At 68.3% G+C, this 20,001-nt stretch carries 25 protein-coding genes; 12 read left to right on the top strand and 13 right to left on the bottom strand.

Annotated features, from left to right (window positions below; genetic code table 11):
- Positions 1-16 precede the first annotated feature (16 nt).
- Entirely contained in the window at positions 17-433 is a 417-nt protein-coding gene (locus ACZJYS_RS01645) for a MerR family transcriptional regulator (RefSeq protein ID WP_007002455.1), read from the bottom strand.
- Positions 434-523: 90 nt separating this feature from the next.
- Here ACZJYS_RS01645 and ACZJYS_RS01640 point away from each other — a divergent pair, with 90 nt between their 5' ends.
- The 7 genes from ACZJYS_RS01640 (at position 524) to ACZJYS_RS01610 (ending at position 7,497) form a co-directional block, all read left to right on the top strand.
- Positions 524-769 (top strand): heavy-metal-associated domain-containing protein, encoded by a 246-nt coding sequence (locus ACZJYS_RS01640; protein ID WP_007002454.1) that lies wholly within the window; start codon positions 524-526, stop codon positions 767-769.
- 23 nt (positions 770-792) lie between these two features.
- A complete protein-coding gene (locus ACZJYS_RS01635; RefSeq protein WP_442970744.1) occupies positions 793-2,985 on the top strand; it encodes a heavy metal translocating P-type ATPase in 2,193 nt (730 codons plus the stop codon).
- Positions 2,978-3,496: a signal peptidase II gene (gene lspA / locus ACZJYS_RS01630; RefSeq protein ID WP_493175402.1), complete on the top strand. Its 519-nt coding sequence runs from the start codon at positions 2,978-2,980 to the stop codon at positions 3,494-3,496. Before ACZJYS_RS01635 ends, lspA begins: the two co-directional genes overlap by 8 nt.
- A 13-nt stretch (positions 3,497-3,509) precedes the next feature.
- Positions 3,510-4,247, top strand: a complete 738-nt coding sequence (locus ACZJYS_RS01625; protein WP_007002451.1) for a cytochrome c biogenesis CcdA family protein — start codon at positions 3,510-3,512, stop codon at positions 4,245-4,247.
- 143 nt (positions 4,248-4,390) lie between these two features.
- Positions 4,391-5,341: an MBL fold metallo-hydrolase gene (locus tag ACZJYS_RS01620; RefSeq protein ID WP_306302903.1), complete on the top strand. Its 951-nt coding sequence runs from the start codon at positions 4,391-4,393 to the stop codon at positions 5,339-5,341.
- A gap of 232 nt (positions 5,342-5,573) precedes the next feature.
- Complete coding sequence (locus ACZJYS_RS01615; RefSeq protein ID WP_007002449.1) at positions 5,574-6,212, top strand: cation diffusion facilitator family transporter; 639 nt, start codon at positions 5,574-5,576, stop codon at positions 6,210-6,212.
- Between the two features lie 307 nt (positions 6,213-6,519).
- Entirely contained in the window at positions 6,520-7,497 is a 978-nt protein-coding gene (locus ACZJYS_RS01610) for an arsenic resistance protein (RefSeq protein WP_007002448.1), read from the top strand.
- 37 nt (positions 7,498-7,534) lie between these two features.
- Here ACZJYS_RS01610 and ACZJYS_RS01605 read toward each other — a convergent pair whose 3' ends face one another.
- Both ACZJYS_RS01605 and ACZJYS_RS01600 read right to left on the bottom strand, forming a co-directional pair.
- Positions 7,535-7,768, bottom strand: a complete 234-nt coding sequence (locus ACZJYS_RS01605) for a GDCCVxC domain-containing (seleno)protein (protein WP_081798710.1) — start codon at positions 7,766-7,768, stop codon at positions 7,535-7,537.
- A gap of 7 nt (positions 7,769-7,775) precedes the next feature.
- On the bottom strand, positions 7,776-8,096 hold the full coding sequence (locus tag ACZJYS_RS01600) for a mercuric transporter MerT family protein (RefSeq protein WP_007002446.1): 321 nt from the start codon (positions 8,094-8,096) through the stop codon (positions 7,776-7,778).
- Between the two features lie 145 nt (positions 8,097-8,241).
- On the opposite strand from ACZJYS_RS01600, the gene ACZJYS_RS01595 reads away from it, so the two are divergent.
- Positions 8,242-8,646, top strand: a complete 405-nt coding sequence (locus tag ACZJYS_RS01595) for a MerR family transcriptional regulator (protein WP_007002445.1) — start codon at positions 8,242-8,244, stop codon at positions 8,644-8,646.
- A gap of 193 nt (positions 8,647-8,839) precedes the next feature.
- Here the strand turns inward: ACZJYS_RS01595 and ACZJYS_RS01590 are convergent, their stop codons facing one another.
- The 4 genes from ACZJYS_RS01590 to ACZJYS_RS01575 are packed head-to-tail and all read right to left on the bottom strand — an operon-like array spanning position 8,840 to position 12,610.
- Complete coding sequence (locus ACZJYS_RS01590; protein ID WP_007002444.1) at positions 8,840-9,412, bottom strand: GNAT family N-acetyltransferase; 573 nt, start codon at positions 9,410-9,412, stop codon at positions 8,840-8,842.
- A gap of 33 nt (positions 9,413-9,445) precedes the next feature.
- A complete protein-coding gene (locus tag ACZJYS_RS01585; RefSeq protein ID WP_181378192.1) occupies positions 9,446-10,672 on the bottom strand; it encodes an MFS transporter in 1,227 nt (408 codons plus the stop codon).
- Complete coding sequence (locus tag ACZJYS_RS01580; protein WP_404700455.1) at positions 10,669-12,132, bottom strand: FAD-dependent oxidoreductase; 1,464 nt, start codon at positions 12,130-12,132, stop codon at positions 10,669-10,671. The genes ACZJYS_RS01585 and ACZJYS_RS01580 overlap by 4 nt, the downstream gene beginning before the upstream one ends.
- Before the next feature lie 55 nt (positions 12,133-12,187).
- Positions 12,188-12,610 carry a PadR family transcriptional regulator gene (locus ACZJYS_RS01575; protein WP_099095912.1) on the bottom strand — a complete coding sequence of 141 codons (423 nt, stop codon included), beginning with the start codon at positions 12,608-12,610 and terminating at the stop codon, positions 12,188-12,190.
- Between the two features lie 216 nt (positions 12,611-12,826).
- On the opposite strand from ACZJYS_RS01575, the gene ACZJYS_RS01570 reads away from it, so the two are divergent.
- Complete coding sequence (locus tag ACZJYS_RS01570) at positions 12,827-13,021, top strand: hypothetical protein (RefSeq protein WP_141563147.1); 195 nt, start codon at positions 12,827-12,829, stop codon at positions 13,019-13,021.
- Complete coding sequence (locus tag ACZJYS_RS01565) at positions 13,018-13,623, top strand: hypothetical protein (RefSeq protein ID WP_099095913.1); 606 nt, start codon at positions 13,018-13,020, stop codon at positions 13,621-13,623. The genes ACZJYS_RS01570 and ACZJYS_RS01565 overlap by 4 nt, the downstream gene beginning before the upstream one ends.
- 127 nt (positions 13,624-13,750) lie before the next feature.
- On the opposite strand, the gene ACZJYS_RS01560 is transcribed toward ACZJYS_RS01565, so the two are convergent.
- On the bottom strand, positions 13,751-14,029 hold the full coding sequence (locus ACZJYS_RS01560; protein WP_232477424.1) for an SOS response-associated peptidase: 279 nt from the start codon (positions 14,027-14,029) through the stop codon (positions 13,751-13,753).
- A 200-nt stretch (positions 14,030-14,229) separates the two neighbouring features.
- Here ACZJYS_RS01560 and ACZJYS_RS01555 point away from each other — a divergent pair, with 200 nt between their 5' ends.
- Complete coding sequence (locus tag ACZJYS_RS01555; RefSeq protein WP_099095914.1) at positions 14,230-14,592, top strand: hypothetical protein; 363 nt, start codon at positions 14,230-14,232, stop codon at positions 14,590-14,592.
- A 444-nt stretch (positions 14,593-15,036) separates the two neighbouring features.
- Here the strand turns inward: ACZJYS_RS01555 and ACZJYS_RS01550 are convergent, their stop codons facing one another.
- Positions 15,037-15,357, bottom strand: coding sequence for a hypothetical protein (locus ACZJYS_RS01550; protein WP_141563148.1), 321 nt, complete (start codon positions 15,355-15,357; stop codon positions 15,037-15,039).
- A 112-nt stretch (positions 15,358-15,469) separates the two neighbouring features.
- On the opposite strand from ACZJYS_RS01550, the gene ACZJYS_RS01545 reads away from it, so the two are divergent.
- Positions 15,470-15,703 (top strand): hypothetical protein, encoded by a 234-nt coding sequence (locus tag ACZJYS_RS01545; protein ID WP_099095917.1) that lies wholly within the window; start codon positions 15,470-15,472, stop codon positions 15,701-15,703.
- A 263-nt stretch (positions 15,704-15,966) separates the two neighbouring features.
- On the opposite strand, the gene ACZJYS_RS01540 is transcribed toward ACZJYS_RS01545, so the two are convergent.
- The 4 genes from ACZJYS_RS01540 to ACZJYS_RS01525 form a co-directional block, all read right to left on the bottom strand.
- Positions 15,967-16,632 (bottom strand): hypothetical protein, encoded by a 666-nt coding sequence (locus tag ACZJYS_RS01540; protein ID WP_099095918.1) that lies wholly within the window; start codon positions 16,630-16,632, stop codon positions 15,967-15,969.
- A gap of 263 nt (positions 16,633-16,895) precedes the next feature.
- Positions 16,896-18,869: a DNA topoisomerase IV subunit B gene (gene parE, locus ACZJYS_RS01535; RefSeq protein ID WP_493175395.1), complete on the bottom strand. Its 1,974-nt coding sequence runs from the start codon at positions 18,867-18,869 to the stop codon at positions 16,896-16,898.
- Positions 18,870-19,039: 170 nt separating this feature from the next.
- Complete coding sequence (gene dps / locus ACZJYS_RS01530) at positions 19,040-19,522, bottom strand: DNA starvation/stationary phase protection protein Dps (RefSeq protein ID WP_109518503.1); 483 nt, start codon at positions 19,520-19,522, stop codon at positions 19,040-19,042.
- A gap of 86 nt (positions 19,523-19,608) precedes the next feature.
- Positions 19,609-20,001, bottom strand: a 393-nt coding sequence (locus tag ACZJYS_RS01525; protein WP_493175393.1) for an MFS transporter, incomplete at its 5' end; no start/stop codon positions are given.

The following is a 20,001-nucleotide window of genomic DNA, read 5'->3' as shown; positions in this document are numbered from 1 at the left end:
AGAGCCGTGTGAACGGTCAGGCGCCAGTGCTGGGACCGAGGGCTTCGATGATGCGGCACTCCGCCACCTTGCCGTGGCGGCACTGTCCGATGAGGGAATCCAGTTCGCGGCGCAGTGCCTGGAGGTCGGCAATCTTCCGGTCCACATCCTCCAGGTGCTCGCTGGCGATGACGTCCACCGCGTCGCAGGAGCGCTCGCGGTCCTCGGCCAAGTCGAGCAGTGTGCGGATCTGATCCAGCGAGAAGCCGAGGTCCCGCGCACGCCGGATGAAGCTCAGGCGGCCAAGGTGGGCCTCGCCGTAGGTCCGGTAGTTCCCGGCGCTGCGGGCCGGGGCCGGGAGCAGCCCCACACGCTCATACCAGCGAATGGTTTCCACCTTCGTCCCGGTCGCCCTGGCGAGAGCGCCGATGTTCAGCAAGTTCTCCAAAGACATCACCTTGACCCTGTAGCGACTACAGGGTCTATATAAGACGTCATCAGTTCCCCGCAACCAGCGGGGACCCACCTGCGAAGGAGGCAAGCGATGGCGAATGGTGACACGGCAGCAGGAACATCGGTCGACCTGCGTTACCGGGTGGAGGGCATGGATTGCTCCGGCTGCGCCCTGAAGATCGAGGGTGCGGTCGAGCAGATCGGCGGCGCCGAGGACATCCAGGTCAACTACAAGACGCAGACCCTGGAGTTCCGCCTGAATGAGGCGACCACGCCACGCTCGGCCGTCGAGGAGAAGATCCGCGGTCTGGGCTACGGTGTCGCGGCCCTGGCGTAACCAACAGGAACAGGATGACAGCCATGGCTGACGGCGGAACGGCTCAACTAGCCCCCAAGTCCAGGGCGGCCCTGCGATACCACGTGGAGGGCATGGACTGCCCGTCCTGCGCCTCGAAGATCGAAACTGCCGTTGGCCGCTTCGGCGGGGCCGAGGACATCCGGGTCAACTACCACAGCCAGGTCCTGGCCTTCCGGCTGGACGAGGCGGCGACCCCGCGTTCGTCCGTCGAGGAGGGGATCCGCAAGCTCGGCTACGGCGTCGCCCCGGTCGAGGCGCCGCGGGTGGTCGCGGGCGAGCCTGGCGCGGTCGCCGCCGACGTACCGCTCGTTCGCCCACGCCAGCCCTGGTGGAAGGGGAAGAAGGCGCGGCTTGCCGCGGCGATCGGCGCCCTCATGGTGGCCGGGTTCGCCGCTTCGCTCGCCGTCCCGTCGCTGGACCACTGGGCCTACGTACCCGCCGCCCTGATCGGGCTCGTCTTTTTCGGCAGGAAGGCCATCGCCGCGGCGCGCGCCGGTTCGCCCTTCAGCATCGAGATGCTGATGTCGATCGCCACTGTCGGCGCCATCGCCATCGGAGCAACCTCCGAGGCGGCCGTGGTGGTGTTCCTGTTCACTGTCGGCGAACTCCTGGAGGGCATCGCGGCCGGGCGCGCCCGCGCGGGGATCGAGGCGCTCGGCGCCCTGGTGCCGAGGACCGCGCTGCGCATCGAAGACGGCACGGCACGGGAGGTGCCCGCCGCCAGCCTCAAGGTCGGCGACCTCGTCCTGGTCCGCCCGGGTGACCGCGTCTCCGCCGACGGCGATGTGGCCGAGGGCGAATCCGAGGTCGACGAGAGCCCGGTGACCGGTGAGTCTATCCCCGTTCCCAAGGCGGAGGGCGCCCCTGTCTTCGCGGGCAGCATCAATGCCTCCGGTGCGCTCCAGGTCCGGGTGACGAAGCCTGCCTCCGACAACACAATCGCCCGCATCATCCGCCTGGTGGAGGAGGCGCAGGACGCCAAGGCGCCGACCGCCCGCTTCATCGAGCGGTTCTCGGCCATCTACACGCCGATCGCAGTTGCCGTGGCGGCCCTGGTTGTCGTCGCGCCGCCGCTTATCGTCGGCGCGGACTGGGACACCTGGATCTACCGCGGCCTGGCGCTGCTGCTGGTCGCCTGCCCCTGCGCCCTCGTCCTCTCGACGCCCGCGGCCATCGCCTCCGGCCTCGCCGTCGGCACCCGGCGGGGCCTGCTGGTGAAAGGCGGCGGCGCCCTGGAGACCATCGGCCGGATCCGCGCCGTCGCCTTCGACAAGACCGGCACCCTGACCGAGGGACGCCCGCGCGTGACCGACCTCCTCGCCCTGTCTGGCTCGGAACGCACGATGCTTGGCCTCGCCGCCGCGGTGGAGAACGGCTCCAGCCATCCGCTCGGCCGCGCCATCCTGGAGCGGGCGGACGCGGACGGCATCCCGCTCCGCCCGGCCAAGGAGTCCCGCGCCATCCCCGGCAAGGCCGTCGAAGCCGTCGTGACCGGCAAGCGCGTGACGGTCGGCTCACCCACCTACGCTGCCGCTCAGGCGCCGCTCACGGCTGACGCAACGCGGACGGTCGCCGAGTGGGAGAATCAAGGAAAGACCGTGGTCGTCGTCTCTGTGGACGGCGCGCCCACTGGCCTGGTCGCGGTGCGCGACGAGCCCCGGCCGGACGCGGCCGCGGGCATCCGGGCGCTCGACGCCCTCGGCGTCGAGGCCGTCATGCTGACCGGCGACAACGTCCGCACGGGTCAGGCCATCGCCGGAGCGCTCGGCCTCAAGGTGAAGGCGGGGCTGCTGCCGGAGGACAAGCTGCGCGAGATCGGCGCCCTCAAGGCAAAGGCGCCCGTGGCCATGGTCGGCGACGGCATCAACGACGCGCCCGCGCTCGCCGCCGCCTCGGTCGGCATCGCCATGGGTGGCGGGACCGACGTGGCCTTGGAGACCGCCGACGCGGCGCTGCTGAACAGCCGTGTCGTGGACGTGGCCGCCCTGGTCGGGCTGTCGCGCGCGACTCTGGCCAACATCCACCAGAACGTGGCCATCGCCCTCGGCCTCAAGGCGGTCTTCCTGGTGACGACGGTGGTCGGCATCACCGGCCTCTGGCCCGCCGTGCTGGCCGACACCGGCGCCACGGTGCTGGTGACCCTCAACGCCATGCGCCTGCTCGGGTACCGCTTCAAGGGCATGGCGCATGGCTGAGGGCCTGCTTAGGGCGCGGCTCGCCTGGACCTGGGGCGCGGGGACGGCCGCGCTGGCCTTCGCGCTGGACCAGGCGACGAAGTGGTGGGTGCTGGCCCATCTCATGGATCCGCCCCGCGTCATCCCCGTCACCCCGTTCTTCAACCTGGTGCTGGCATGGAACCGGGGCGTCAGCTTCGGCCTGCTGTCGGCGGACCACCCCGCGACGCCCTGGCTCCTGTCCTTCCTCGCGCTCGCCGTCATCGCAGGCCTCGTCGTCTGGACGACGCGCGACCGGCGCCCCGGGATGGCGGCTTCGATCGGGTTCATCGTCGGTGGCGCCCTGGGAAACGTCGTCGACCGGCTGCGGCACGGCGCCGTGACGGACTTCCTGGACTTCCACGTGGCTGGCTACCACTGGCCCGCCTTCAACCTCGCCGACAGCGCGATCTTCGTCGGCGTTGCGCTCCTGCTCCTCGTCAGCGGGCGGCGCGAACCGGCGGGCGCGCCGACCTCCGTGGCGCGACCCTGAGGGCGGGACCGGCGTGAACCCGCTCCTCCAGATGTCCGGCCTCCTGACCGCTTTCCTGGCGGGGATGGTTTCCTTCCTCTCGCCCTGCGTGCTGCCGCTGGTGCCCGGCTACGTCTCTTATGTCGCCGGGCGCTCGGTCGCCGCCGAGCGCACCGCGCCGGATCGCCTCGCCACGGTCGGCCTCGGCCTCTGCTTCGTCCTGGGCTTCGCGACCGTCTTCGTGGCGATGGGCGCGGGCGCCTCGGCGCTGAGCCAAGCCCTGCTGCGCTACCGCTACGAGGCTGGGATCGTGGGCGGGGTGGTCGTTATCCTGTTCGGCCTGATGACTGCGGGTGTTCTGCGATTGATGCCGTTACAACGCGACCTCCGCTTCATGCCGACTCTCAGCGGCGGCACGCCGCTCTCCGCCTACGTGCTCGGGCTGGCCTTTGCCTTCGGCTGGACGCCCTGCATCGGTCCGGTGCTGGGCGCCATCCTGGCGCTGACCGCCACCAGCGAAATCAGCCACCTCGGCATCATGCTCCTGGCCGCCTATGCGGCCGGGCTGGGCGTGCCCTTCCTGCTGGTGGCCGCCTTCGCCGACGCCTTTCTACGCGGCCCGTTCCGCAGCCTGCGACGCGTCGGGCGCGTTCTTCAGATCGTGGCGGGTGGCATCATGGTGGCGATGGGGGTGGCAATGATTACCGGCCACCTGACTGACTTCGCCATCCTGATGCTCCAACTCTTCCCCTGGCTCGGGAGCATCGGATGAGCGGCGCCGCGGATTCTAAGAAGCGCGCCTAATACGCCGTCAGCCACACCGCGAAGCATGCAACTCCGCCCGGCTGGGTTTAGCGCTCCTCGGCCCTCGCCGGGTGCGCCCTTGCCGAAAGACATCGTGCTCGGTGTCCCAAGGTGGCCACCATCGCGGCTTCCGCGACACCGCGCAAAAACAGGGAGAACAGAATGCCGTCTCAGCCGATCGTACGGGGCTTTTACGATGATCAGACCGGAAGCGTCTCCTACGTCGTGGCGGATCCGCAAACAAAGAAATGCGCGGTTATCGATCCCTTGTTAAGCTTCGACCGCAATTCATGCAGCCTTGCGACCCAGCCAGCCGACGAGATTGCCACCCATATCCGGGAGCGCGGACTGATCCCGGAATGGGTGCTCGACACCCACCCGCATGCTGACCACCTTTCTGCCGTCGCCTACCTGGGCGAGCGCCTTGGCGTGCCAACAGGCATTGGCGAACAGACCCTCGCAGTTCAGGCGATCTGGTCGGACATCTATAACATCCCCGATCTCGAGGTCGGTGGCCGCGACTATTGGGACCACATGTTTGCAGATGGTCACTGCTTCAATCTTGGCGCCTCGGAAGTGAGGGTGATTTTTTCCCCAGGCCACACCGCGGCCTCGGTCACCTACGTCGTTGGCGACGCCGCGTTCGTGCATGACACCCTCTTCATGCCGGATGCGGGCACGGCACGAGCCGACTTCCCTGGTGGTAACGCGCGGGCCTTGTACCGCAGCATCCAGAGCATCCTCGCGTTGCCACCGACGACACGCCTCTTCACCGGCCACGATTACCGTCCGGGCGGGCGCGAACCGCGTTGGGAGTCCACCGTAGCGGAGCAGCGGGCAACCAACATTCACCTACGGGACAGCGGCGGAGAGGACGGGTTCGTTCGGCTGCGGGAGGAACGTGATCGAACGCTTCCTCTGCCAGCGATGATGCTCTTTGCATTGCAAGTGAACCTCCGCGGCGGACGTCTGCCGAAGCCGGAAGCGAATGGCACCTCATACCTGAAGCTGCCGATTGACCGCTTTCGAACGAGCGCTGCCAGGGCGATGGACGCAGAATGATCGGCCGGTTTTGGACGGCCTCTCCGAAGCGGCCAGCGATCCCAGCATTGAGCTCACGGTCATCTTGGGCCGTGCATCTGGGTGGCGGTGCTGAGGTCTTTCCAATGTACGAAAGGCGCCCGTCACCTCGTAGCACGCGACATCTTGATGGCCATGGGCGCCGCGCCGGTCCGCTATTTCAGATCCGGCACCCCCTGAACGTATCGGTACGGTCTTGGCTCGGGAGCATCGGATGAGCGACGACGACGACCTGCCCAAGGACCTCGCCCACATCACGCCCGCCTACCGCCGGGCGCTCTGGATCGTGGTCGGCCTCAATGTCGGTTATGGCCTGGTGGAGATGGTCGGCGGCTTCATCTCCGGCAGCCAGGCGCTCAAGGCGGACGCCCTCGACTTCCTCGGCGATGGCCTAATCAGCTTCCTTGGCCTGCTGGCGATCGGCTGGAGCCTCGCCTGGCGTGCCCGCTCCGCCCTCATTCAGGGCCTGTTTCTTGCCGTGCTTGGCGTGGGCGTGCTCGCCACCACCGGCTATCGGGTGCTGGTGCTGAACCAGCCCGAGGCCGAGCTCATGGGCCTCTTCGGCGCCGTCGCGCTGGTGGTGAACGTGGCCTCCGCAGCGGTCCTCATGCCGCACCGCGAGGGCGACGCCAACGTCCGGGCCGTCTGGCTGTTCAGTCGCAACGATGCCATCGGCAACCTGGCCGTGGTGGTCGCGGCGGGCCTGGTCTGGTGGACCGAAACTGCGTGGCCAGACCTCGCCGTGGCGTTCGTCATCGCCGGGCTGTTCCTGCAATCCGCCTGGGCAATCATCCGTGATGCTCGTAGCGACCTTGATAAGGCAGGCCAGGGAGAACAGCAGTCCGACCGATAGCCGCCATCAACTTATCAGCTTGCCTGCTTGGTGGTGCATGCAACAGGCATGATGATAACGGCGCTGCCCATCGTTGCTGCCCTTGGCAGGAGCAGCAGGTGGGCAGGCGCCACAGCGAGGGCGCGGCTTCCTGGGGTATGGCACGGCGGCTTGCGCCGGGGCCCGGCCAGCCGGTGCACCTTCCTGGAAGACCTTTCCGTTCCGGTCCTTGCAAAGCGGGCTGCCTGCTGCGGCTGGCGAGCCTAACCACGTCACCACACCCGCGGCGTGACATCGGTTGCCCGCTCACCACGGAGGAGCCGACAACTTGGCCATCACCCGCACCGGCCTGGAAGAGAACCAAGTCGCCATCTACTTCGCCGCCGTCGTGGCGGGCGCGATCGCGGCCGTCGCCGCGCCCGGCGCGGCGTGGGGGGCGGTCATCAACCCCGCCCTCGCGGCCCTGCTGTACGTGACCTTCCTCCAGGTGCCGCTGGCGGACCTGCGAAGGAGCCTGGCCAACGGGCGCTTCCTGCTGACGCTGCTGGCGGTGAACTTCGTTGCCGCGCCCCTGGTGGCGTTCGCCCTGGCTTCCATGCTGCCCGGCGAGCAATGGGTGCTGCGCCTGGGTGTCCTGATGGTGCTGCTGGCGCCCTGCATCGACTACGTGGTCGTGTTCACCCACCTCGGCCGCGGGGACGCCCGCCTCATCCTGGCGGCGACGCCGGTGCTGCTGGTGGCGCAGATGCTGCTGCTCCCCGTCTACCTCGGCCTGTTCATCGGCGAGCGGGCCATGGCGATGATGCAGCCCGGTCCCTTCATCGAAGCCTTCGTCTGGCTGATCGCCGTGCCCCTGGCTCTCGCCGCGGCCACTCAGGCGTGGGCGGCGCGCTTCGGCGCCGGGAAGGCGGTCGCGGACGCCATGGGATGGCTGCCCGTTCCCCTGATGGCCGTGGTGCTGTTGGTGGTCATCGCGGCCGTTGCCCCGAACGTGGCGGCCCAGGCAGGCTCCGTCGCCATGCTGGTGCCGGTCTACGTCGCTTTCGCCGCGCTGATGCCGGTCGTAGGTAGCGTCATCTCCAGGTATGCGGGCCTGGAGGCGGGCGCGGCGAGGGCGGTCACCTTCAGCGGCGGCACCCGGAACTCCCTGGTCGTCCTGCCGCTGGCCTTCGCTATCCCGGAAGCCGGTGCGCTGCTGCCTGCCGCGGTGGTGACGCAGACGCTCGTCGAACTCGTCGCCATGCTGGTCTACATCCGCTGGGTGCCGAGGCTGGTGCCCGCCAACCCCGGCCTTGCTGCGGAGTGACGGTCATCCCGCCGTTGCCGACCACGCGGGGAAAGGGTCAGCCAGCCGCTGGCGGCGGATCTTCCGCGTGGCAACAACCCTTCCCGTCCACCTGGACAGGCGGGCACGGCACCGTGCCGTAGGAGCAGAACACACAGCAGTCGCCCTGCTTGGGCCGGAGCAGCGTTCCGCAGCCGGTGCAGTCATAGAAGTACTGGCAGGCATCGGTCGGCATTGTCTCGGTTCTCGCCGTGCCGCAGTGCGGGCAGGTGATTGTCGACTCCAGGATCATCGGGTCCTCACACGTACGCATAACCGAGCACCAACAGGATGATCCCGACCGCCAAACCTGCCGGAACGACAAGCCGGAGGGCTGGGTTGGGGGAGCAGGCGGAGCCCGGCTCGCAGGCAACCGCTGCCCGCTGGCGCCAGAGCAGGACCGCTCCGCCAGCCAGGCACGCGGCTGCGGCGGCGAGCAGGATCGTGCGGTACGGCCCCAGAAGGACCGCCAGCCCGAAGAGCCAAGCGCTTCCCAGCCCGAGGGAGCCAAGAAGCATCGGCAGCGCACAGCAGGAGGCCGCACCGAAGGCTGCGGCGATGCCCGTCGTCGTCAGCACCATCGCACCGGCTTCCTGGACCGCCCCATGTGCCGGGGTAGCATTCACTTGGGTGTCGGACACGGTCGGCCTCCTTGTCTCAGCTATGCAGCCTACCTACCGTCTGTAGCGACTACAGACTCAAGTCCTTTCTGAGGAGGCGCATGGGATGGGGCAGAGCGGCGTTGCCATCGGTGAACTCTCGCGGCGGACGGGCTGCAACATCGAGACGATCCGCTATTACGAGCGGATTGGCTTGCTTCCAATACCGGCCCGCCGGGGGCGCTACCGCCTCTTCGGTGAGGAGGACATCAGGCGGCTGAGGTTCGTGCGGCGCGCGCGGGAGCTTGGCTTCACCCTGAACGAGGTGGGCGCGCTCCTCGAACTTGGTGCAGGCGCCTGCACCGAGGTCCATGGCATCGCCGCAGCACACCTCGCGGATGTCCGCTCCCGAATTGCCGACCTCCAGGCGATGGAGCGTGTACTGGATGGTGCCGTGCAGCAATGTCAATCCGGGGAGCAGGCCACATGCCCACTGATTGAGACCTTGTCGGGAACAGCGGCCACTACCTAGGCGCAGCGCAAGGAGGGCCATGGGCTAGCAGTCGATTGCTGTGAGTGGTCGTGGCGGCCATTGCGTCGGGCATAGCGGCCAAATCGGCAGCGTCGCCAAGCTGATCTGCATTTGCTGATGCGGAGGCTGGTTCCCACCATGCCGAGTACCGCCTTCGCCAGTTTGCTGGCGAAGGATGTCAGGGGGAAGGCCCTTACTCCACCTCGGGTGCCGTCTCGTCACCGTCCCCCAAAGCCAACTGCATCAGCACAGTATCCAGCCATCGCCCGTGCTTGCGGCCAACCGAGCGCAAGGTGCCGATCGGCTGAAATCCGAACGCCTTGTGCAGGCGGATGGACGCCTCGTTCGCGCTGTCGCCGATGACGGCCACCATCTGCCGGTAGCCGAGTGCGGCGCACTCCTGGATGAGGGCCTCGAGCAGGCGGCGGCCGATGCCGCGCCCTCGGGCCTCCTCGCTGATGTAGACCGAGTTCTCGAGTGTATTCCGGTAGGCAGGCCTGGGCCGATAAGCGCCCGCGTAGGCGTAGCCGAGCACGCGACAATCGGTGTCCTCGGCCACCAGGTAGGGCAGCCCGCGTTCGGTGATGGCGATGCGTCGCTGCCGCATATCTTCGGCCGTCGGTGCCTCTGTCTCGAAGGTGGCGGTGCCATGGAGCACGTGGTGCCGATAGATGGTGGCAACAGCGTCCATGTCGGCCTCTCTGGCAGGCCGGATGGTCACCTCGGCGGGCTGATTGGTGAGGGCGGTTGTGATCAGTTCAGGCACGGGAACCTCGTTTTCTTGGATGGAGGATGACTGTCAGGAACGCCGGAGCGCATTGGGCACGAGTGCCAGCACCATCAGGATGTTCAGCATCGCTGCCCCGCACAGGATAGCCAGCGTCGCCTGCGTGCCGAAGCTGTCCAGCAGCCAGGCGCCGAGAAAGGGCGAGGCTGCCTGCGCGATGAGGGTCGGCATGGCGATGCGGCCCATCAGCACGGCGTAGCCCTCCTTGCCGAACAGGGCCAAGGGCACCGTGTCGCGGGCGATGGAGCGGATGCCGCTGCCCATGCCGTACATGACGATGCCCACCGCCATGACACCCGGGGCGCCCACCAGCATGCCCAGGCCGACCGCCACCAGCACCGCGGACGCGACCAGGCTCCAGATGGGATGCGCCTTCTTGCCGAACAGCATCTCCAGCACGCGGGCGCCGACCTGCGCCGGGCCGATCAGCGTGCCCAAGGCGACGGCCGCCGCCAGCGCCAGCCCTTGCGACTGCAGCAGTGTCAGCAGGTGGACGGAGATGACGGTCATGATGACCGCCGCCAGGGTGAACCCCGCTGCCAGCACGACGAAGGCGTAGCGCTGGCCCGCCTGCACATGGCCTGGCGCCACGGCAGCCTTGGCGGCCGTGGGTGCCGCAGCGGGCTTGGCCAACTCGCGCGGCACGCCGAACAGGTAGAGCGGCAGCACCACGGCGAGGTGGATGGCGGCGTAGGTCAGGCAGGCGCCGCGCCAGCCCAGGTGGTCAACCAGGAAGGCACTGAGCGGCCAGCAGACCGTGCTGGCGAAGCCGCCGAACAGGGTGACGTGGGTGATGGCCGAGCGCGCCTGCTCGCCACAGAGACGCCCCAGCGTCGAGAATGCCGGGTCGTAGAGCCCGGCCCCCATGGCCAGCCCGAGCACCACCCAGGCGACTACGAACACCGGCAGGCTCGGCGCCAGCCCGAGCAGCAGCAGGCCCGCGGAGAGCAGGACGGCGCTGGCGGCGAGCACGGGGCGGCCGCCGTGCCGGTGAATCAGGTGGCCGATGCGCGGCGAAGCCAAGCCGGACACCAGCATGCCAATAGACAGGGCGCCCATGATCCAGGTGAGCGGCCAGCCGGTGTCCGCGGCAATCGGTCCGGCCAGGACGGCTAGCAGGTAGTAGGAGGAACCCCAGGCAAGGATTTGGCCGACGCCGATGGCCGAGACGACCGTCAGCCGGTTGCGGCCTGCTGCCGCACCGGCAAGGGCGCTTCCCGGTGTCGTGGCCTGGCTCATTCGGCGGGCTCGGACGGTACGGTCGCCCGCGCGGTGTTGGTCCCGCAGCACGTCGTTTCCTTGACCAGCTCCTGCTCCGGCCGCGAGGAGCAGCAGGCGACCGGGGGTGCCGCGGGAGCGCAGCAAGAGGACACCACGTCGGCGGCGCCGGGCAGCACGCGGCTCGAGCTGCAGACGCCGGTCTCCGGCAGATCGAGCTCGACACGGCGCGCGGCCTCGAGGTCGCCCGCGAGGAAGGCGGCGATGGAGCGCACCTGCTCGTGGCCGGTGGCCAGCAGGAAGGTGGGCGCCCGCCCGTAGCTGGCCATCCCGGCAAGGAAAAGCCCGCTGTCCGGCTGCTGGAGCTCGAAGGCGCCGTGCGGCCGGACGGTGCCGCAGGAGTGCAGGTTGGGATCGATCAGCGGCGCCAGCACGCGCGGGCACTCCAGCGCCGGGTCCAGGTCCAGGCGGACCTCGCCAAGGATTCCGAGGTCGGGCCGTAGGCCGGTGGCGACCACCATCTCGTCCGCCGCCACCGTCCTGCCTTCGAGACCCTTGACCTGCAGGGAACCACCGGTGCCCCGGCGAACCTCATCCACCGCGAAGGGCGCGAGCAGCTCGACGGCACCGGCCTCCACGAGGCGCCGCAGCCGTTGGCCGAGGGCGCCGCGCTCCGGCAGCTGGTCGGCGGCGCCACCGCCGTAGGCCCGCGTCAGGTCGGCGCCGCGGGCCGCCCACAGGACAGCCGTGCCCGGCGCCTGTTCGGCCAGGCGGGCGAGGTCGATGAGGGTGCCAACGGCCGAGTGGCCCGACCCGACGACGAGGACGCGCTTGCCCGCGTAGCGGCCGTGGTCGGCGCCCAGCACGTCCGGCATGCCGTGGCGGATTCGCTCGGCGGCCTCGCGTTCGCCCACGGCGGGCATACCGGAGGCACCGGCCGGGCTGGGACTGCCCCAGGTGCCGGTGGCCACTATGACGGCGCGAGCGAGGAGGCGGCCCTCGCGTCCGTCGGCCTGGAACCTGACCTCGAAGGGCTGGTCCTCGCGCCCGGCGTCGCGGACCTTGCCCACGCGTTGCCGGACGACGCCGGTCACCCGCGTGTTCAGGCGCAGGCGGCCAGCGATCTCCGGCAGCGCGGCGAGCGGCGCCAGGTAGTCGTCGGCGAGTTCGCGTCCGGTCGGGAAGCCATCGGCGTCAGGCGCCATCCAGCAGTGCCGCTCCAGCAGGGCTTGGGCCGCCCGGTCGATGTTGTAGCGCCAGGGGGAGAACATGGGGACGTGGCCCCAGGCAAGCGGCGCCGTGCCGACCGAGGGACCGGCTTCCAGGATGACCGGCTCGAGGCCACGCTCCAGCAGATGCGCTGCGGCGGCGAGGCCGACCGGACCGCCGCCGATGATGGCGACAGGTAGCGATCCGAGGGCGGCGTGGCCCTCAGAGGCCCTGTTCTGAGGGCGCGGCGTGGCGGAGCAGCAAGACGTCATTTGACGTTCCCCTTGGGTATGCCTCGGTGGGCGATGTATGTGGGCAAGCCAACGGTCAGCATCGGCAGGCACCCTTGGCCTGGTCGCGGGCAGCAGCGGCGCGGTCGGTCTCGGTCAGGGCCGCCGTGGCGTCCATCCATGCCTCCAGGCCGACCTTGAAGGCGTCGCGGCCCCTGTCGGTCAGCGTGTAGACCTTGCGCTCGCGACCGGAGACGATTTCCGAAGCGGATGTCAGGTAGCCGCCCTGCTCGAACTCGCGCAGCGTCGGGTAGAGGGCACCCTCGGAGGGCGAGCAGCAGCCGTTGGTGGTCCGCTCGACGGCACGGGCGATGTCGTAGCCGTGCGCCGGGCCGTCGTGCAGCACCTGGAGGACGAAGAAACGGCTGAGCGCCATCTTGATGGTCCCGGCCCAGTAGGCCCGGTCCGTGAAGTCCGGGGAAGGTCGGGCGACGGCGCGGAGGGTGGGTTCCTTCGACATGTCGGAACCCTATGCCTTGGAGGGCGAGGTATCAAGGCTACATTGGACAGTGATGGGCGACTCTGGCGCCTGGGATGGCGCGAGACACCGCTGAATCAGTCCTATACCTTGCACGCCCGTTACCGCCTGCGCCCGGAGTGGGGCTGCGGGGGAAGCCTCGCGGATGTCGTTTCAAGCCTTGGGGCGCACTAGGTTATCCGGCAACAGGAGCGGTAGATGACGGAAGCCCAGCGCAAGACCTTCGAGATCATGGCGAGGCGGTACACCGAGGTGAACACGACCACCCGTGCCGTTGCCCGTGAAGCGCTGGTCCGCGAGGGCATCCGGACGGCCGATGGTCGTCTTGCCCCCGAATACGGTGGCCCGGCGCCGAAGAAGCCGTCGAAGAAGCCAACCGCAGCTCGTAGTTGAGTCGCTACGCCACTTCCTTCGTATTGGGCTACCACGACTGCGATGAGAAGGTGGGCAGGAAGGCCCTTGCAGGTGAGGTGAACCTGCTGCGGAGTGAGAAAGATTATGATTGGCTCGGCCCCGGTGTTTACTTCTGGGAGGGCGATCCCGGACGCGCACTGGAGTGGGCCGAGGACAAGGTCGCCCGTGGCGATTACAAGAAGCCCTTTGTTCTGGGTGCCGTCATCGACCTGGGCAACTGCTTGGACCTTCTGGTCCGCGAGAACCTCAATCTCCTGAGAAACGCCTATGACAGTCTGGTGGCCACGCGGGAGAAGAGCGGGCAGGCGCTGCCTCGTAATAGGGATGTCAGGGGCAGCACGACCAACGACAAGCTGCTCCGCAACCTGGACTGCGCCGTGATCCGCCGCCTCCATGCCATCTTGGAGGAGGATTACGATCTGCCTGCCGGAAGCGAGAAGCCGGGCCCGTTCGACACCGTCCGCGGTCTCCTCACCGAAGGCGAGCCCGTCTACCCGGACGGAGGCTTTTACTTGAAGACCCATACCCAGATTGCCGTCTGCAATTCCGCCTGCATCAAGGGCCTGTTCCTGCCGCGTTGACTGCTACCTTCAAGGTGCGTTCGCCTGAGAGCCGGGCCGAATCGGAATCCGTGGATGACCGAGGGGTGGTGTGGAGGTGCAGTCGCCGCTTGCCAGCCAGACGACCCGCCAATCAGGTCGCGCCAGGCTAGGCCGGATCCTTGCGGTTACCCTTGCTCACGATGAGCATGTCGTTGTCCGGCAATGGTCGCTGCAGCTCGCGGGCGATCCCCCACGGCGCCTGCAGCCAAGTGTCTATCTCGTCCGGTGTCGTCAGCATCACCGGCATCGCCTTGAGGTGGATGGCGCCCTGGGATGTCGCCCAGCAACTCCAGAGGCCACTGCCGGATGCCGACATGCTCATTGTGTCGAGGGGGAACCGGGCGGATCCGGCGCCCGGATAGGCCGCACCGCACGCATCGGTCACCGATGCCTGGGTTCACTGCCCCACGCTGTTGAAGAGGCGCGAGCGAGGAGCACGAGCCGAGTACGAGGTCGTACCCTCCGGAAGCAGAAGGTGGCCCAGACTGGACCATGTGAAGACTTGCCCGTCGCGCACGTGTTCATTGAAAGCGCCAAAGCTGCCCCCCATCTCCATTGCTTGGGCTGAGCCGTTGGAAGGTGTAGATGCTGGACGTGATTGGGTCCCTCATGAAGGGCGAGGACAAGTATCCTCGGGCCTTCGCCGCTGCGAACGAGTTTTGGAGCGAGATCTTCGTGGTGCAGCGGGATGGTGACGACGCCACTTTGCAGGCGGCGATAGACGGCTCGCAGACAAGCTTTGAATGGCGCATGTCAGACGTCGGCGTCTCCCGCCCCTCTGCGAAGTCCATCATGGCCGTGACCGCGATTGGCGCGCTCTATCGGGACGGCTTCGAGGATGAGGAGTTTGCCAAGCGGGTCATTCGTTCCTTCGTGGCGAGCTCGAGGTTAAGCTTGGAGGTGAAGGCGTCCGCTAGGGATACGATGACGATGTACTCGCTTGATTGAGGGTGTGACCCTCGTCATCGGAGCCGAAGGCGCAAGCGTCTCGACTCGTTAGCGGCGGTGAACTTCCACAGCGGCAAAGCGTCCGCTGTCCCGTAGCAAGCTGGCGCCCGGGAAGCCTACCTCGAACGGCGCCATAACGGGGTTGGAGCGGTGCAGCCGGGCCAGATCGCCTCCGGCAACCGCAGCAACTGCGTGAGACCGCTACAGTCCTTCGCCGCCACGCCGAGTGGCACGGCGCCAAACTCGTCCTTTGGCCTCGCCACCCACCGACGGCTCGCCGTGAGGTGGCTCGCCACCATCCACACCGCGGCGGCGAGGGTGGCCGGGACCTCCCGGAGCTCGGCCTGCTTCGTACCTGGCAGGCGGACCAGTCGACCGGCGACGAGATCGTGCAGGACGGGATGGTCACGCCGCCAGACAAGGGCCTCGTCGGAGGTCAGGAAATCAGCGCTCGGGCGAGGCTGCCTTCTGAAGGAAGGCATCCGCACCACCCGCGACGAACCCCTGGCCATGCTGGGCAAGCCAGCGGTTGAAGTCGGCACCTGCCTCGGCCCTGAGCGCCCGCTGTCGGTCCTCGCGCCTATGGACGAGTTCCTCGTCGAGCAAGTTGGCCACGGTGCGTGCGGCGTATGGCCTGCCATCGGGACCATGATGGCCACGCTCGGCCAGCATCTCGGCGACGGCGCCAAGGTCACGGTCCAGGTCTTCGGAGGCGAGGCGCCGGGCCTCGGCTTGGATGGCTGGGTCACTTGGGTAGGGCGGCATGGGCGGTCCTCCTGCGGACCGAGCCTAGCCCCGGTGCCATGAGCCCTGGCAAGCGGCAATGAACCTCCTATGCTGCCCGGACGTTTCGATGCCAGGGGCAAGGGAGCGACCGATGGGGCTGGCAACCTACACACTGAAGATGGCGGCTGTGTCAGCGCTAGCCGCTGCGATTCTGGTCTTCGGCGGTGAGCCAATGCCTGCTGGCTGGCTGGACGGCATCGTGGATCCGGGCGCCACCGTGGGGCAGGCCGCGACCGTGGTGGTGTTCACGGTGGCCGGGTCGGCGGCGACGGCGGGCGGAATAGCCGGGCTGTTGTGGCTCGCCTGGGCGTACTGGCGCGAGTAGCGGGCCGGGCTGCGGCAGCGAAGATGGGACGAGGTGCAGTCACCACATGATTGAGGTGGCGCGTCAGGTTGTCCGGAGAACCTCAGGAACCGGGTTGCCGGTGCCATCTGTGCAACCCAAGGGATCCTGGCCACGTTCTGATGACGGTGCGACTAGGCGCTAAGACAAGAGGTGCCCCTACCTGGATGGTCAGATCCAGGTAGGGGTGCCTTCTTGCGTTCAGTCTGCGGCTACAGTCTGGATTTCAGGCGGGAAGGCCCGCCTTAGGTATTATAAACGGCGCACGCGCTCGCATGGCCATCATCTCCTTGCTCCGGTTGCGACGTGGGAAACGCCGGGCGGCGTCCCGCTGACAGACCGGTACGACTAGGCGACCGGGTCTGTTCCTCGGGCTCGGGGCTCAACAGGAAGTATGTCCCCCTGGAGTCGGAGCCGAATAGGTGGCCATTGCTGGCCAGAATTGATGCCAGTCGATTCATGGGGCGTTGCTCCGCACCCAGGAGACCGTCCGCCAGTACGACCTTGAGGAGCTCCGTCCGGTGTGTCGGGCCGCCTTCTGCAAGGATGGCGGCGACCCGATCTCGCACGCGGCTGTTCTTGCTGTCAGGCTTGCTCTTGGGCGACACCGACGATGGCGGCACAATGTGGTCGCGCCTGCGCTCGAGGTACGCTTGCAGCCGCAATAGGGTGCGGAGCCCCTCCATAACTCGTGCCTGTCGGGCATCCAGGACCGCAATCGCCGCAATGCATGCCACATCGTTACCGTCGTTGCGGATACGTGCCTTCTCAAGCCACGCCGTCGCCTTCGCCCGCGCTGCAGCCAGTTGCTCCATCTCGAGCTCGACCACTTCATAAGCAAACGTCGAGATGCCCTCGGCGAACAGCGGGGGGACGCTGGCGAGCAGGGCGTCGAGTTCATTGGCGATCACGGCGCCGGGTTCAGAGCTGCTTCCCATAACGCAAGGTAAACGGGAGACTCTGGCGCCGGTTGCAGCACGCGCAGGGTGAAACCTGTCGTTTTCCTTGGGCGGAAGGCCAGCGCCGGGTGACTCTGCTTGCGCAGGGTCTCGCCGCGTTTCGGCAAGCAAAAAGGGCGCGAGGATTCCGCGCCCTTTGTCAATGAAAGCAACGGGTTAGGAGAGCGCCAGTCTACTGAATGGCGCCGGAGTCTCCCGTTTGGTGCGCGCTTATATCAGGCGTCCACCGCCTCCAGTTCCAGCCGGGCCGCGTTCTCCTGGATGAAGCGGAAGCGCAATTCCGGCTTGCGGCCCATCAGCGCCTCGATCAGCTCGGAGGTGGCGGCGCGTTCCTCGGGCGGCAGCACCACGCGCAGCAGGGTGCGCTTGCGCGGGTCCATGGTGGTCTCCTTCAGCGAGGCGGGCGGCATCTCGCCCAGGCCCTTGAAGCGGCTGACCTCCACCTTCTGGTTGGGCTTGAAGGCCTTCTTCAGCAGCTTCTCGCGCTCGGCATCGTCCATCGCGTAGACGGTCTTGCCGGCGGTGGCGAGGCGGTAGAGCGGCGGCTGCGCCAGGTAGACGCGGCCCTGCCGCACCAGCTCCGGCAGCTCCTTGTAGAAGAAGGTCATCAGCAGGGCCGCGATGTGCGCGCCGTCCACATCGGCATCGGTCATGATGACGACGCGGCCGTAGCGCAGCCGGGCGATGTCGAACTTCTCGCCTGCGCCGCAGCCGAGTGCCTCGATGAGGTCCTTCAGCTCCTGGTTCTGCCGCAGCTTGTCGGCGCTGGCGGAGGCCACGTTCAGGATCTTGCCGCGCAGCGGCAGCACGGCCTGGGTCTCGCGGTCGCGCGCCTGCTTGGCGGAGCCGCCGGCGGAATCGCCCTCCACCAGGAACAGCTCGGTGCCCTCGGCGGCCTCGCGCGCGCAGTCGGCCAGCTTGCCGGGCAGGCGCAGGCGGCGCGTGGCGCTCTTGCGCGGCGTGTCCTTCTGCTCGCGCCGGCGGATGCGGTCCTCGGCGCGCTCGATCGCCCAGGTGAGGAGGTTGCCGGCGGTGGCGGGGTCGCCCGCCAGCCAGTGGTCGAAATGGTCCCGCAGCCCCTGCTCGACGAGGCGGGCGGCCTCGGGGCTGGTCAGCCTGTCCTTGGTCTGGCCCTGGAACTGCGGCTCGCGCACGAAGACCGAGAGCATGCCCGCCAGCCCGCCGAACAGATCCTCGGCGGTGATGCTGGCGGCGCGCTTCTCCTTCTTCAGCTCGCCATAGGCGCGCAGGCCCTTCACCAGCGCGTTGCGCAGCCCGGCCTCGTGCGTGCCGCCCAGCGGCGTCGGGATGGTGTTGGCATAGGTGTGCAGGAAGCCTTCGCCCTGCTCCAGCCAGCTCACCGCCCATTCGGCGCGGCCGGCGCCCTGGGGGAAGGTGGCCTCGCCGGCCCAGGGGGCGGGGATGACCGGGCTGCGCCCCTCCAGCGCCGCGGCCAGGAAGTCCGACAGGCCGCCGGGGAAGTGCAGCGTGGCCTGGGACGGCGTGTCGTCCTTCACCAGGGACGGGTCGCAGGCCCAGCGGATCTCGACACCGCGGAACAGGTAGGCCTTGGAGCGGCAGAGCCGGAACAGCCGCGACGCCTGGAAGAGCTGCTGTCCGAAGATCTCCGGGTCCGGCTTGAAGCGGATGGTGGTGCCGCGCCGGTTGTGCACGGCGCCGGCGTTCTTCAGCTTGGTGAGCGGCTTGCCACGCGCATAGGCCTGGGTGAACAGCGTGCGGTCGCGCGCCACCTCCACCTCCAGCCGCTCCGCCAGGGCATTGACCACCGAGGAGCCGACGCCGTGCAGGCCGCCCGAGGTGTCATAGGCCTTGCCGGAGAACTTGCCGCCCGAATGCAGGGTGGTGAGGATCACCTCCAGCGCCGAGAGCTTGGGGAATTTCGGGTGCGGGTCGGTCGGGATGCCGCGCCCGTTGTCACGGATGGTGAGCCAGTTGTCCCGCTCCAGCGTCACCTCGATGCGGTCGGCATGGCCGGCCACTGCCTCGTCCATGGCGTTGTCGAGCACCTCGGCTGCCAGATGGTGCAGCGCGTTCTCGTCGGTGCCGCCGATATACATGCCGGGGCGCCGGCGGACGGGCTCCAGCCCCTCCAGCACCTCGATGTCCTTGGCCGAATAGGAAGCCCCTGCCGCTGCCTTGGGGCCACGGCCGCCGAAGAGATCGTTCATGTCTTGTTCACACCCTCAGCCGGCAAACTAGCCAAGGGAGGGGGTCGGCCGCAACCCTCTGTTCCGTTTTGCCGGGCCGGGGCGGCCGGCTGGCCCCGCGCCGGGCAGGCTGGGCGGGGCAGCCAGGGAGGCAGCCAGGGGGCGCGGCGGCCCCCTGGCGTTTCAGGTGCTTACTTGTCGAGATGCGCTTCCAGCATCCACAGCTTCTTGTCCAGGTCGCGGGACAGGCCGGTCAGCAGGTCGGCCGTGTCGGCATCGCCCGCCTCATCGGTGGCGTCGATCCCCTCGCGCACGGACTTGGCGAGGTTGGCGAAGCGGTCGGCCAGCTCCTTCACATGCTCCATGCTGGCCGTGGTGTGCTGCGGGTAGGCCGGCAGGCGGGTCTTCTCGCCCACCAGCTGGCTGGTGCCGTCCGGCGTGCCGCCGATCTGCACCAGGCGCTCGGCCACCTCGTCGGCGGTGGCGAAGAGCTCGTTGTAGAAGCCCTCCAGCATGGTGTGCAGGCCAATAAAGTTGGAGCCGCGCAGGGTCCAGTGCGCCATGCGCACGCAGTTGGTCAGGTCGATGGTGTCGACCAGCGTGCCGTTCAGCACGTTCACGGACACCTTCTTGGCGTTCTCGCCCAGATCATTGCGGGTGGCGCGCAGGCTCATGGTTTGGTTCTCCTGTTCGGCGCGGGTAACGCTGAAGCTTGTGTGGGGTTGCCGGGGGCGGCTGTCAGCCCCGCCTCCCGCCAATTCTAGAGGGACTGGTGGATATAGCGCGCGCTCTCGGGGCCGGTTTCACCCCGGTGCAGAACCGCGGCGCGAGCGATGGCGGCATGGTCGGCCGGCTGCAGGCGGTCATTCTCGCGCAGATGTTCCGTCCAGCTGCCCACCGACCACACCTCCACCCACAACTCGGGGTGCGCGACATCCTCGTAGAGCCGCCAGGAGAGCGCCCCGCTGCGCAGCCGGGCGCGGCGCAGATCGGCCATGGCGGCGAGGAAGGCGGCCCGGTCGGCGGGGTCGATGCGGTAGCGGACCATCTCCAGCACCTGGCCGCGGTCCTGCGCCAGGAGGGGCGCCAGCTCGGCGGCCGGCGCCTCGGGCTGCGGCATGGCGGCGCTGGCCACCTCGGCGGGGCCGGGCTG

This window comes from Roseomonas sp. TS2, from assembly GCF_058833935.1.
This window is presented reverse-complemented; position numbering and strand designations above follow the sequence as displayed.